Origin of the sequence: Klebsiella sp. M5al, from assembly GCF_002090195.1 — a bacterium.
Classification (GTDB): Bacteria; Pseudomonadota; Gammaproteobacteria; order Enterobacterales; family Enterobacteriaceae; genus Klebsiella; species Klebsiella grimontii.
Genome location: NZ_CP020657.1, coordinates 4,062,210 through 4,075,183, shown reverse-complemented (window position 1 = coordinate 4,075,183; position 12,974 = coordinate 4,062,210). Strand labels below are relative to the sequence as shown.

At 61.6% G+C, this 12,974-nt stretch carries 12 protein-coding genes; 6 read left to right on the top strand and 6 right to left on the bottom strand.

The features are described 5' to 3' along the window. Positions 1 to 3: 3 nt before the first annotated feature. The 3 genes from BWI76_RS19500 to BWI76_RS19490 are packed head-to-tail and all read left to right on the top strand — an operon-like array spanning position 4 to position 2,822. Positions 4 to 1,161 carry an ABC transporter permease gene (locus BWI76_RS19500; protein ID WP_064371597.1) on the top strand — a complete coding sequence of 386 codons (1,158 nt, stop codon included), beginning with the start codon at positions 4 to 6 and terminating at the stop codon, positions 1,159 to 1,161. After that, on the top strand, positions 1,154 to 2,101 hold the full coding sequence (locus BWI76_RS19495) for an ABC transporter ATP-binding protein (RefSeq protein ID WP_004138591.1): 948 nt from the start codon (positions 1,154 to 1,156) through the stop codon (positions 2,099 to 2,101). The genes BWI76_RS19500 and BWI76_RS19495 overlap by 8 nt, the downstream gene beginning before the upstream one ends. Beyond that, on the top strand, positions 2,085 to 2,822 hold the full coding sequence (locus BWI76_RS19490) for an ABC transporter permease (protein ID WP_004138593.1): 738 nt from the start codon (positions 2,085 to 2,087) through the stop codon (positions 2,820 to 2,822). Before BWI76_RS19495 ends, BWI76_RS19490 begins: the two co-directional genes overlap by 17 nt. Here the strand turns inward: BWI76_RS19490 and BWI76_RS19485 are convergent. Next, the gene (locus tag BWI76_RS19485) at positions 2,797 to 2,910 is read right to left on the bottom strand and encodes a protein YohO (RefSeq protein ID WP_004103838.1); all 114 of its coding nucleotides are present in this window, start codon (positions 2,908 to 2,910) and stop codon (positions 2,797 to 2,799) included. The genes BWI76_RS19490 and BWI76_RS19485 overlap by 26 nt on opposite strands. A gap of 159 nt (positions 2,911 to 3,069) precedes the next feature. Next, complete coding sequence (locus BWI76_RS19480; RefSeq protein ID WP_004138594.1) at positions 3,070 to 3,828, bottom strand: MerR family transcriptional regulator; 759 nt, start codon at positions 3,826 to 3,828, stop codon at positions 3,070 to 3,072. Positions 3,829 to 4,038: 210 nt separating this feature from the next. Here BWI76_RS19480 and BWI76_RS19475 point away from each other — a divergent pair, with 210 nt between their 5' ends. The 3 genes from BWI76_RS19475 to BWI76_RS19465 are packed head-to-tail and all read left to right on the top strand — an operon-like array spanning position 4,039 to position 6,961. After that, on the top strand, positions 4,039 to 5,727 hold the full coding sequence (locus BWI76_RS19475) for a sensor histidine kinase (RefSeq protein WP_004138597.1): 1,689 nt from the start codon (positions 4,039 to 4,041) through the stop codon (positions 5,725 to 5,727). After that, positions 5,721 to 6,440, top strand: a complete 720-nt coding sequence (gene btsR, locus BWI76_RS19470; protein WP_004138598.1) for a two-component system response regulator BtsR — start codon at positions 5,721 to 5,723, stop codon at positions 6,438 to 6,440. The genes BWI76_RS19475 and btsR overlap by 7 nt, the downstream gene beginning before the upstream one ends. 53 nt (positions 6,441 to 6,493) lie before the next feature. After that, positions 6,494 to 6,961, top strand: coding sequence for a DUF1456 family protein (locus BWI76_RS19465; RefSeq protein WP_004138601.1), 468 nt, complete (start codon positions 6,494 to 6,496; stop codon positions 6,959 to 6,961). Positions 6,962 to 7,071: 110 nt separating this feature from the next. Here BWI76_RS19465 and BWI76_RS19460 read toward each other — a convergent pair whose 3' ends face one another. The 4 genes from BWI76_RS19460 to BWI76_RS19445 are packed head-to-tail and all read right to left on the bottom strand — an operon-like array spanning position 7,072 to position 12,970. Beyond that, the gene (locus BWI76_RS19460) at positions 7,072 to 7,533 is read right to left on the bottom strand and encodes a YehR family lipoprotein (RefSeq protein WP_004138602.1); all 462 of its coding nucleotides are present in this window, start codon (positions 7,531 to 7,533) and stop codon (positions 7,072 to 7,074) included. Positions 7,534 to 7,545: 12 nt separating this feature from the next. Beyond that, the gene (locus BWI76_RS19455; protein WP_004138604.1) at positions 7,546 to 9,552 is read right to left on the bottom strand and encodes an SWIM zinc finger family protein; all 2,007 of its coding nucleotides are present in this window, start codon (positions 9,550 to 9,552) and stop codon (positions 7,546 to 7,548) included. Continuing rightward, on the bottom strand, positions 9,549 to 10,685 hold the full coding sequence (locus tag BWI76_RS19450; protein ID WP_004138606.1) for a vWA domain-containing protein: 1,137 nt from the start codon (positions 10,683 to 10,685) through the stop codon (positions 9,549 to 9,551). Before BWI76_RS19450 ends, BWI76_RS19455 begins: the two co-directional genes overlap by 4 nt. Further along, a complete protein-coding gene (locus BWI76_RS19445) occupies positions 10,685 to 12,970 on the bottom strand; it encodes a DUF5682 family protein (protein ID WP_004138607.1) in 2,286 nt (761 codons plus the stop codon). Before BWI76_RS19445 ends, BWI76_RS19450 begins: the two co-directional genes overlap by 1 nt. Between the last annotated feature and the right edge of the window lie 4 nt (positions 12,971 to 12,974).

Sequence of the window (12,974 nt, the reverse complement as noted above, 5' to 3'; positions counted from 1 at the left end):
CGCGTGACGATTCGTTGCGGTAACCGGGTTGCGCTGCTGCTGGCATGGCTATTACTGCTGGCGATGGCGCTGCCGTTTATCAATTATGCCCCTAACCGGCTGTTATCCGGCGAGGGGCGTTGGCTATGGCAGGTCTGGCCGTGGCTGGCGGGGGGGCAGGCGGCGGTCGCGCTGCTGATAGCGCTGCTGAGCTGGCGTTCAGGGCGCCTCCCGCTGCTGCTTATCTTCCTGCTAGCGGATCTGCTGCTGCCTTTATTGCTGTGGGGGGCCGGCAGGGCGGCGGTGCAGCTGGCCCAGAGCGGTTCTCCTTTAGCCCGCACCTCGCCGGGCAGCGGTCTGTGGCTGGCGCTGGCGCTTTGCCTGCTTATCGCCAGCGATGCGGTTCGTCGCCTGACCTCCCGCGCCCTGTGGCGCTGGCTGCTAAATGCGCAAATCTGGCTGCTGCCCGCGCTGCTGCTGGGACTCGGCGCGCTCAATGACCTCTCTTTGCTGAAAGAGTATTTCAATCGCCGCGATGTTTTTGACGATGCCCTGTCTCAGCATCTGCTCCTGCTGTTCGGCACCCTGCTGCCGGGGCTGCTGATTGGGCTACCCGTTGGCGTTTGGCTCTGGCGGTATCCCCGCTGGCAATCGCCGGTTTTTGCGGTTCTCAACGTGATTCAGACCGTTCCCTCCGTCGCGTTATTTGGCCTGCTTATCGCGCCGCTGGCCGGGCTGGCGCGGGAGTTTCCCTCGCTGGCGCAGATCGGCGTTTCCGGGACCGGCATGACGCCAGCGCTGATCGCGCTAGTGCTGTATGCGCTATTGCCGCTGGTGCGCGGGGTGACGACCGGCCTGCAGCAGGTGCCGCGTGAAGCGCTGGAGAGCGCGGCGGCGATGGGGATGAGCGGCGGGCAGCGCTTTCGCCAGATACAGCTACCGCTGGCCTTGCCCGTACTGTTGCGCAGCCTGCGGGTGGTTAGCGTGCAAACCGTCGGTATGGCGGTGGTGGCGGCTCTGATCGGCGCGGGCGGTTTCGGCGCGCTGGTTTTCCAGGGGCTGCTCAGCAGCGCGCTGGATCTGGTGCTGCTGGGGGTAATCCCGACCATCGCGCTGGCGGTGGTGGTGGATGCGTTATTCGCGCTGTGGGGCGCATTACTGAAAGGAGAGGCCGGTGATTGAGTTTGACGGCGTCAACAAAGCCTTTGCCGGACAGCCTGCGGTGAAAGACCTCAATCTGCATCTGCGCGAGGGGGCATTTTCGGTGCTGATCGGCACCTCCGGTTCGGGGAAGTCGACCACGCTGAAGATGATTAATCGTCTGGTGGAGCACGATAGCGGGACGATCCGTTTCGCCGGGCAGGATATCCGCCAGCAGCCGGTGCTCGAACTGCGCCGCAAAATGGGCTACGCCATCCAGTCCATCGGCCTGTTTCCCCACTGGACGGTGGCGCAGAACATTGCCACCGTCCCGCAGCTGCTGAAGTGGTCGCGACAGAAAACCCAGGCGCGAATCGATGAACTGATGGCCTTGCTGGGGCTGGAGCCCGGCCTGCGCGAACGCTACCCGCATCAGCTTTCCGGCGGGCAGCAGCAGCGCGTCGGCGTGGCGCGCGCGCTGGCGGCCAACCCGGAAGTGCTGCTGATGGATGAGCCCTTCGGCGCGCTCGATCCGGTGACGCGCGAAGCCTTGCAGCAGGAGATGATCCGCATTCATCGCCTGCTGGGTCGCACGATAGTGCTGGTAACCCACGATATCGATGAGGCGCTGCGGCTGGCGGACCATCTGGTGTTGATGAATGGCGGCGAAGTGGTACAGCAGGGGGAGCCGCTGCAGATGCTGCTTGAGCCGAAAAATGCGTTTGTGCAGACCTTCTTTGGCCGCAGCGAACTGGGCGTGCGCCTGCTATCGCTGCGCGGCGTCGGCGATTATCTGCGCCGCGACGAGCGCCTGGCGGGGGATGCGTTAAACGTGGCGATGACCCTGCGCGAGGCGCTGTCGCAGTTCGTTGCCCATCGCCGCGAGGTGCTGCCGGTGGTCGATGAGCAGGGAGAGGCCTGCGGGACGCTGCATTTTGCCGACCTGCTGCGCGAGGAGGCCCGGCGTGAAGGCGCTGCGTGATCCGCTGCTGTGGCTCAGCGCCATGTTTATCGCGCTGCTGCTGGCGTTGCCCTACAGCGCGCCGCTGTTCAGCGCACTGTTTCCCGAGCTGCCGCGTCCGGTTTATCAGCAGGAGAGTTTTGTCTCTCTCACCCTGGCGCACTTTTGGCTGGTGGCGCTCTCCAGCCTGGCGGCGACGATCGTGGGCGTCGGGGCCGGGATTTCGGTCACCCGTCCAGGAGGACATGAGTTTCGTCCGCTGGTAGAGACCATCGCCGCAATGGGGCAGACGTTTCCGCCGGTCGCGGTGCTGGCGATTGCGGTTCCGGTGATGGGATTTGGCTGGCAGCCCGCGCTGATCGCGCTGGCGCTGTATGGCATATTACCGGTTTTGCAGGGCACGCTGGCCGGAATTGGGGCGGTACCGTCCGGGGTATTAACCATCGCTCAGGGGATGGGGATGAGCGGCTGGCAGAGACTGATGAAGGTTGAGCTGCCGCTGGCGGCGCCGGTGATGCTCGCCGGAATTCGTACCTCGACTATCGTCAATATCGGTACGGCGACCATTGCTTCAACCGTTGGCGCGAATACGCTCGGTACGCCGATTGTTATCGGCCTCAGCGGATTTAATACCGCTTATGTCATTCAGGGGGCGCTTCTGGTGGCGCTGGCGGCGATTATCGTCGACCGCGGTTTTGAACGGCTGAACCGGCGGATCAGCCGACACCGCCGCGAACAATAAATGAATAACCGGCCAGCATCACGCCGCCGATGCCGCTGATGGCCATAAATAAGAACAGGGTAATCACCGCAATTTTTGCTGGCTTCATAATAGGCTCCTGATGTTAACGCAGGGATTATACGGTGAAGCGCAGGTGTTAATAAAACATTAATTGCTTTTTAGCGACGACAATATCCCCGGCTCGCGCTGCGCTTAGCCGGGCTACGGACCCACAGCAATCTGCGATCCGGTAGCCCGGACAGGCGCCTCAGGCGCCGCCTCCGGGAGACGCGGCGGTGGCGTGATTGAGCCAGATAATCTGCCCCTGCTGCTCCCAGAGACGCATTTGGTTGACCTGGGCGCTGCAGGGCGTCTCTCCGCACCAGACCATCAACGTACTCTCGGGGAAAAGTTCCGGCCGGAGCTGGTTTAGCGAATGGGCGAGAATATCCACCCGCCAGCCCTGCTCACTGGCTATCCATCCCTCCAGCCATAGCCGGGTAATATCGCTAACGTTCCAGCCCACAACCAGCGCATGGTTGCCGGGATATTTTGCCGTGGATGACAGACTGCGGGCGATATGATTAATCAGAATACCGTCAAGGATGCCACGCAGCGCCAGCAACGTCGGCTGCGGGCTAAGCAGGCGCTGGCGCAAAGGATTAATCAGGTGCTTGACCAGAATTTGCGCAGAGTCGCTGTGGTTGCGCTCCTTAAGCCACATGCGCAGGCGATGATAGCTACCGGTTTGCAAATAGCCGAGCAGGATCTCCTGCTGAGCGCGCCAGCCGTCGGCCACCTCCTGCTCGTTATCCATCAGCAGCGTTTTCACTTTCCCGACCTGCACGCCGGAGTCAATCCAGCGCTTAATTTCGCGAATGCGGTCTATTTCATATTCGTTGAACAGGCGATGACCGCCGTCGGTACGCTGGGGTTTCAGTAATCCGTAGCGCCGCTGCCAGGCGCGTAACGTCACGGGATTGATATCGCAAAGCTGGGCAACTTCGCCGATTGTATAAAGCGCCATTTTCTCCTCCCGCTGTGTTCTCCTCCATTAACTGTAGAAGCTGTTTGCCGAAGCGGGAATTTTTGTCTGTTTTTTGTACAAAAAAGGACCGTCGAGACGCGGAGAAGTGTGATCTTAACCATGAATTATCATTTTCATGTATTGCTTCAAAGAAAGTTATAAGCAAGCAGTGTATGTTACGCGCTTTCAAATGAAGTGTGGTCTGCGGGTATGTACGAGTTCGATCTGGTGTTGCTGCTGCTTCAGCAGATGTGCGTGTTTTTGGTCATCGCGTGGCTGATGAGCAAAACGCGGCTGTTCATCCCGTTAATGCAGGTCACCGTCCGATTACCGCACAAGCTGCTATGCTACGTGACCTTTTCCATTTTCTGCATCCTCGGCACCTACTTCGGCCTGCATATCGAAGACTCGATCGCCAATACGCGGGCCATCGGCGCGGTAATGGGCGGCCTGCTGGGCGGCCCGGTAGTCGGCGGTCTGGTGGGGCTGACCGGCGGCCTTCACCGCTACTCGCTGGGCGGCATGACGGCGCTGAGCTGCATGGTGTCCACCATCGTCGAGGGTCTACTCGGCGGCCTGGTGCACAGCATTCTGGTCAAACGCGGGCGGCCGGATAAAGTCTTTAGCCCGCTTACCGCCGGCGCGATCACCTTTTTCGCCGAAATGGTGCAGATGCTGATTATTCTACTTATCGCTCGCCCGTTCGAAGATGCGCTGCATCTGGTACAGAGCATAGCCGCGCCCATGATGGTTACCAACACCGTCGGGGCGGCGCTGTTTATGCGCATCCTGCTGGATAAGCGGGCGATGTTTGAAAAATATACCTCGGCTTTCTCAGCCACGGCGCTGAAGGTTGCCGCGTCGACGGAAGGGATCCTGCGTCAGGGATTTAACGAAGAGAACAGCATGAAGGTCGCGCAGGTGCTGATCCAGGAGCTGGATATCGGCGCGGTGGCGATAACCGATCGCGATAAGCTGCTGGCGTTTACCGGGATCGGCGACGATCACCACCTTCCCGGTAAACCCATCTCTTCGCTGTATACCCAAAAGGCGATAGATTCCGGCGAAGTCGTTTACGCCGACGGCAACGAAGTGCCTTACCGCTGCTCGATTCATCCCAACTGTAAGCTGGGATCGACGCTGGTTATCCCGCTGCGCGGCGAAAATCAGCGGGTGATCGGCACCATTAAGCTCTATGAAGCGAAGAACCGCCTGTTCAGCTCGATCAACCGTACGCTGGGAGAGGGGATTGCGCAGCTGCTGTCGGCGCAGATCCTGGCCGGTCAGTATGAACGGCAAAAAGCGCTGCTGACGCAATCGGAAATCAAACTGCTGCACGCCCAGGTGAACCCGCATTTCCTGTTCAACGCGCTGAATACGCTAAAAGCGGTGATTCGCCGCGATAGCGACCAGGCCGGACAGCTGGTGCAGTATCTGTCGACCTTTTTTCGCAAAAACCTGAAGCGGCCTGCGGAAATCGTCACCCTGGCGGATGAAATTGAGCATGTGAACGCCTATCTGCAGATTGAGAAAGCGCGTTTTCAGGCCAATTTACAGATTCAGATGCTGGTGCCCGAAGCGCTGGGACAGCATCAGCTTCCGGCGTTTACCCTGCAGCCAATCGTCGAAAACGCCATTAAACACGGGACTTCGCAGCACCTCGGGGTGGGCGAGATCACCATCCGCGCCAGTCAACACGAACGCTGGCTGCAGCTGGATATTGAAGATAATGCCGGGCTGTACCAGGACAAACCCAGCGCCAGCGGGCTGGGCATGAACCTGGTCGACCGCCGGCTGCGGGCGCGCTTCGGCGCCGACTGCGGGATCACCGTAACCTGCGAACCGGAATGTTTTACCCGCGTCACGCTGAGACTGCCTGTGGAGGACAACGCATGTTAAAAGTATTAATTGTCGACGACGAGCCGCTGGCGCGTGAAAACCTGCGTATTTTGCTGGAGACCCAGCCTGATATTGAGATCGTCGGCGAATGCGGGAATGCCGTCGAAGCGATTGGCGCGGTGCACAAGCTGCGCCCGGACGTGCTGTTTCTGGATATCCAGATGCCGCGCATCAGCGGCCTGGAGATGGTCGGCATGCTCGATCCCGAGCATCGCCCCTATATCGTCTTCCTCACCGCGTTTGACGAGTACGCGGTGAAGGCCTTTGAAGAGCACGCGTTTGATTATTTACTGAAGCCGATTGAATCCGCCCGGCTGGAAAAAACGCTGGTTCGTCTGCGCCAGGAGCGCAGCCTGCAGGATATGACCGTCCTCGACGATACTCAGCAGGCGCTGAAGTACATTCCCTGCACCGGACACAGCCGGATCTGGCTGCTGCAGATGGAAGACGTGGCCTTCGTCAGCAGCCGGATGAGCGGGATTTACGTCACCGACTGCGAAGGAAAGGAGGGCTTTACCGAGCTGACCCTGCGCACCCTGGAGAGCCGCACGCCGCTGCTGCGCTGCCATCGCCAGTACCTGGTCAACATGTCCCATCTCAAGGAGATCCGCTTTGAGGAGAACGGCCAGGCGGAGCTGCTGATGCGCGCCGGGCAAACGGTACCGGTCAGCCGCCGCTATCTGAAGAGCCTGAAAGAGGCGATTGGGCTGTAAAATGGCGGAATCGTGATAGACTGAGCGGCAGAATTTTTCATCATGAAGGCAATATGATCAGTAACGATATCTTACGTAGCCTGCGCTACACCCTGAAAACCAACAACAACGGCCTGGTAAGTATTTTTGCGCTGGCGGATGCGCCGGTGAGCGCGGAACAGCTGGTTCCCTGGCTGAAAAAAGAAGACGAAGAGGGGTTTGCGCGTTGCCCGGATATTGTGCTGTCCAATTTCCTTAACGGCCTGATTTACGCGAAGCGCGGTAAAGATGAATCCGCGCCGCCGCTCGCTGTCGAGCGCCGGGTCAACAACAACATCGTGCTGAAAAAGCTGCGAATCGCCTTCTCCCTGAAGACGGATGATATTCTCGCTATCCTCACCCAGCAGAAATTCCGCGTCTCCATGCCGGAAATCACCGCCATGATGCGCGCCCCGGAGCATAAAAACTTCCGCGAATGCGGCGATCAGTTCCTGCGCTACTTCCTGCGCGGGCTGACCGAGCGCGAACACGCGAAATCCTGATATGCCTCCCCCGGCTTGCGGCGTAAACGCCTGAACCGGGCTACCCGAAGGCACGGCCCCGTAACCCGGCTTGCGTAGCGCCAGCCGGGAATTCTCCAGACCAGGCAAGGCTATTTCACTTCTTTAAAACCCTGCGATTTCAGCAATTTCTCCGACTCGCTCAGCGAAATAAACTTTTGTGAACAGTCGGAAAAGCTGGCCCCCGGCAGGTGACATAGCTCGCTGATTTTAGCCTGATTAAAGTCGATGGAGAGGTGTTCCTGCGCGACGTTCTCTTTATAGTCGACGCTGTGGGTGACGCCTTTGATTTTGCTGTAGGCCGCGCCGATGGGGTCGATGACCTTGCGCGCCTGCTCTTCGTTGCTCACGCCGAGCGATTTATAGGGGATAGTGTTATCCGCGTCCTGGCGGGTAACGACATCGTCTTTGTAGTGATAGGTGTAGGTCAGGTCAACGCCGTTGATCGTGTTGTTGAACGTTTTGACCTCATCTTTGTTGTTATCGCAGCCGACAAGCGTGGCCATCAATAGCGTTGCGCCCAGAGCGACGGTGATCCTGCGGTTAAATTTCATTATCATTCCTTGTTAATCAATCATCATCTCTAATTGTATACAGAGTTGCGCGATGGCGCTGAGCGTATCCTCGGCGGTGGCCGTTTCGCTCTCGCCCAGTTGCTGAAGCAGACGCGCAAGATGGCTAAAACCCTGGTTCGTCAACTCGCCGCCCAGCGTGGCGGCCTCGCGAAACAGGCTCTTTTGCTGATAGCGCAGGCCGTTGTGCGCTATCTGGATCAGTAGCGTCCGGGCGCGCTGCAACAGGCTCAGGGCCGGCGAGCGCGGCGGCAGTACATCGCCAACAGGCAACGGCGCGACGGGAAGCGGCTCGGCGTTCAGCGCCCAGGCGCGGGTACGGGTCATCATGACCAGCGGCTCCAGGCTAAGCTGCCCGTGATGAAAGCTGACCAACCCGGAAACCATCACCACCGGATCGTCCTCTTGTCTGAGCAGCGCCGCCATCCGCTCAACGGCATACGGCGCGCTGGCGGAGGCGGGAAGGGACAAGTACAAAACGTTGTTTTCTCCCACGCCGCTGAGGACCTGCGCATCCAACGTTTGCCGGGCGGCGTCCCATCCGACGGCGAGGCAGGCCTCCACCGGCAGAATAAACAGGTTATCAACCTGATTGAGCGGGCGCACCCAGGCCGGGGGGCGCTGGCGCAGATACTCACGCAGGGCCGCGGCGCCCGGCTGCCGCAGCGGCGCGCTGAGCAAAAGCCAGGCATCTTCGGTGAGCGGAAGGCTGCTGCTCAGGCGCTGACGGGCGCCCAGCAGCAGCTCGCCGCCGGCAGTGCGGCGCGCTGACCGGGTAATGATTTGCCCGCCCGCCAGTATGCCGGCCTGAAAGGTAAACAGGCGGCGCTGCCATAGCGGGTTTTGCGCCCGTTCAGCCAGCGGCCAGCGGTGCGACAGATGCAAAATGCTGCCGGTATCCGGATCGCTAAACCAGAGACGTAAGCCGTACTGCTGGTTATCCTGCCAGCCGCGCATGCCAAGGGAAATCAGCCGCAGATGATCGAGCTGCGCTTCACCGGCAATACCCTGACCGACGACGGTGCGCCACGGCAGGGGCGGCGTCTGGCCGGCATCGGCAAGCTGCGCCATTCGGTCGGCGCTCTCAAGACGGGCATTAAGGCCCGCGAGCTGGGCCAGCAGCTGCTCAGGCACGTAGTGGCTGGCGCGCTGCTGGCAGGCATCGACGCCTTCGCGCAGCTCGGCAAGCGCGCCGATGACCCAGCGCCAGTTGGCCGCATGCGCTGCGCGCTGCGCGCGGGTGAACGCGGCTTCGAAGCTGATTGGCGGCTGGCTGACGCCGTTTTGCCACAGCAGTTGGCTTAGCTGACGGAGGCTTTGTCGACAGGCTTCGCCCTCGGGCGTAGCAAAAGGTCCGCCGCGGGCGGCGACCCTGCGGCTGCGGGTTTGCCAGACCAGATGCGTAAAGCCCGGCTGTTGGGCTTCGGCGTCGGTAAAGGCCTGCACCGCCAGCGCGATATGCTCGCACAGGGAGCCTTCGATGCAGTCGCAGCGGGCAAAGCGGATACTGCTGCGGGAATAAAAACGCACATCGCTCATCGGCAGCTTTGCCGACGGCGTTTCGTTGGGTCGGCAGAACAATTCCACCGTCAGCCCTTTATCCGCCAGCTGCTGCGCCCGCTTGAGAATCGACTCGGGCAGGGTGGCCAGCTCCTCCTGCCACAGGCCGGGATGCCAGCGCTCGTCAGCGTTTGGCTCCCCTTCAGGAGCCGCGTGACCGGCGTTGGCGCGCTGATAGCTCAGGATCAGCATCACGCGATGGCGGCACATGCCGCTAGCGCCGCAGGTACAGCTAGACTCTTTGAGTGCCCGATCTTTTTCCAGCCGGGTACGGGTACCATCGCGAAAAACGGCGGTCAGCGTACCGGCCTCATCCTGCTCCAGCGCGGGGATATTGCCGTTATCCAGCTCTTTTTGAGCGCGTTTCACAAACCCGGCGTTGCTCAGCGCGGTGAGCGCCTGCGGCGTGAGCTCCAGTAATTCAGGGCGTAAAGGCATCATGATTGTAAATTCTCCGCCAGCCAGGAGGCGAGCTCGCCGGGCGTCATGGCGGCGATTTGCGCCCCGACGTTGACCAGCGACTGGGCCATTTCATGGTCATAACAGGGGGACGCCGCGTCGTCCAGCGCCGCCAGGCCGAGGACTTTGATGCCGCTTTGTACGCTCTGCTTGACCTGGTTAATCAACAGCGAGTTCGCTCCGCCTTCAAAAAAGTCGCTCACCAGCACAATCACGCTCTTGTGCGGTTGCTCAATCAGCTGCCGCGCATACTCTACGGCCTGGGCGATATGGGTGCCGCCGCCGAGCTGAACTTTCATCAGCAGCTCGACCGGGTCGGCGACATCCGCCGTGAGATCCACCACGCTGGTGTCGAACGCCACGAGGTGCGTGCGAATGCCGGGCAACTGCCATAAGCAGGCCGCCATGACCGCGGAATGAATCACGGAATCCACCATTGAACCGCTCTGATCGACCAGCAAAATCAGCTGCCATTTTTCGCTGTGGCGCTTCACGCGGCTGATAAACTTTGGCGATTCAATGTACAGCTTGCCGCGCTGCGGGTCCCAGTGCTGGAGGTTGGCGCGCAGGGTGCCTTTGAAATCAAAGTTGCGCGCCAGCGGGATGCGCGAAGGCCGCTGCCGGTCGCGCGCGCCGGAAAACGCCTGACGAACCTCTTTTGCCAGCCGGGCCATAATTTGCTCCACCACCTGGCGCACCAGCTGTCGGGCGGCGTTCAGCACGTCAGGATTCATCAGATGTTTGGTATGCAGCACCGCGCGCAGCAGGCTTTCGGAGGGTTGAATTCGTTCCAGCACTTCCAGATTCGTCACCACCTCGTCAATGCCGTAGCGCAGCACCGCATCGCTCTCCAGCCGCTCGATAACCGGCTGCGGAAACAGCGTATGAATGGCGTTGATCCACTCCGGCGTCGTCAGGTCGGACTCTTCCAGCCCGCCCAGCCGTTCGCCCCGCTGCAGCCGTTGCGGATCGCGGCCGTAAAGCCACTCCAGGGCCCGGTCTACCTGGCGGGCACGCTCGTCGAGACCGCCGAGGCTATTGTCGGCGGCCGGGCCCAGAATCAGCCGCCAGCGCTGGAGTTCACGGGTTGTCAAAATATCGGATAGCGGATGCATTAGCGTCCTCCCCAGTGGCGAAGCGCCGCCAGCGCCTGCTGCTCCAACAGCTGGTGATGGATTAACCGCTGCGGCGAGCAGGAAACCGGCGCCTGTAGCGCATGGGTCGGCAGCATGGTCATGTGATAGTGATCGAGCACCTGGCGGGCCAGCGCGCCGCGTTCGCGGGGCGGCAGCCAGGCCATCGCCGCGCGTAAATCCGGCAGCGCGAGAATAAACTCCTCTTCCGCCAGACGGGCGAGACGCTCGCTGAAGCCAGCGATAAAGGCGGGCTGACAGGCAAGCTGATGGCGGGCCAGCGCCAGCATGCCATGTACCGCCTCTCCCAGACGCTGCGCGGGCAGCCGCGTCAGCAGGGCCAGCGCCGTTTCAGCGGTAGCGGCGGGGTGCTCGAGACGCATCAGCGCGCCAAGCGCCGCGCCGCGGTCGAGCGGTGCGGCATCGGCTGCGTGAATTCGCCGTTCAAGCAGCGCGAGAGCGGCGCTGAGCGAAACGCCCGGTAAAACGCTGCCGCTGTGGAGATCGCGCAGGATGTGGCACAGGGTCTGCCAGCTATGCAGATGGGCGTGAAACTGCTTCTCGTCGGCGACGCCGCTGGATTCGCAGAGCCACAGCGTCCGGTCAAGCGCCGCGCTGAGCGTGATTTCCAGCACGGCGGCGTTCTGCATGCCGCCGATGTCATCCCGCTGCCAGAGGGCATACAGCACCTCCAGCGCCGGCCCCATTTCGGCAAACTGGCTCTCTTCGGCAATCAGTTGCGCCAGCTGTTCCAGCATCTGCTGGCTAAAGGTGGCGAGCCCCGCCAGCGCCGCCTGATTGAGGCTGGCGGCGAGGCTTTTGATGCCAAAGGAGGAGAGAATATTCCCTTCCAGCCGCCGTCGCGCGGCATCCGCGAGGGAGGCGCCGTAGCGGGCGGATTCAATCAGGACGGCATGCTGTTCCATGGTGCGAAACACTCCCCAGCGCTCTTCGCCATCGCCGGAAAGGGCTACCGCGCTGCCGGTTCGCTGCTGGAACCCGGGGATCTCAAGAATGGCCAGCCGGTGTAATACCTGACTTTTCGCTAATCCGTCGGGCGCAAAGCGGTTGAGGTTCAGATTCGCCGGCGGGGCAATCCCGACGCGCGCCAGCTCGCGTTCGACGTCCTGCGGCAGCGGCGGCAGCGGCGTTCCCGGCGCGAGCTTGCCGAAATCCGCCCCCGCCAGCGCATCCACGATGGTCAGCAGAATAGGATCGGTTTGCGGATGGATGGCGCCGCGATAGCTCCACGGCAGCGGGGCGTTTAGCGCTTCTTTGATTAACGAGCCCGCCAGCGCGTCAAGCCAGTCGCAGCGCAGGGGCTGGGTATGGCCGCGCATCCGGGCCAGCGCCATGGCGCGCAGATGGGCGGCTGCCAAATCGGCGGTTGAGGCCGGAAGGCGATGCTGACGCAGGCGGGCGAGCAGGGTTTTCAGCAGCTGTTCCCCGGCCTGCCGCTGACCGAGCTGCCAGCACCAGCGCTGCCAGACCGGCGCCGGCATCCCGGAAAGATAGCCCGCCAGTACGTCCAGCCGCTTTTCGCTGTACGGCGTCAGATAGCAGCCGGTGACGGCATCGGGCGTCGGCGGAGGCGGTAATGCCGGCTCCTGCTCCTGCGCCGGGCAGTTCCGCCACAGGGTAGCCAGCGCCGGAGCGTGCCAGCCGCCGCAGACCACCACCACCGGGCCGTTATTTTGCCGCATCGCCCATGCCAGCCAGCGGGCCATATAAGCTTCCCGTCGCCGGCTGTTTTCGCCACCGCCGCTGTCGCCGCGTAGCTGGACAAACCAGGTCTCCAGCGCCTGTTTCAGCCCGGCGCGCTGGTTTTCATCTTCGAACAGATGGTCCCACAGCGCGTCGGTATTCTCCATGCCGCTGACCTCGAGCAGGCGCTGATGGTCATCGGCGCGGCGGGCGTCAGAGGGATCGCTGTCGTTGTCGTCCTGCGCCCAGACGGGTAAATCGATAAAGCGGATATGCGCCCCCGTTGCCCGCGCGGCCAGCAGCGCCTGCCACTCCGGCGAGAATTCGGCGAACGGCGTCCAGGCGCTGCGTCCTGCCGCGCCGCCATGCTGCTGCTGGCAGTAGCTGTAGACGGCGATGGGCTGTTGGTGGGGTAAAAAAAGCTCGTCCAGGCGATGGTTAAAATCCGCCGGACCTTCAATCAGAACGTAGCGCGGGCACACGCGTTCTATTCGTTCTTTCACCAGCCTGGCGCAGGCCGGGCTGTGGTGACGAACGCCGATGATTAACGGCTGTTCTGGCATGCGT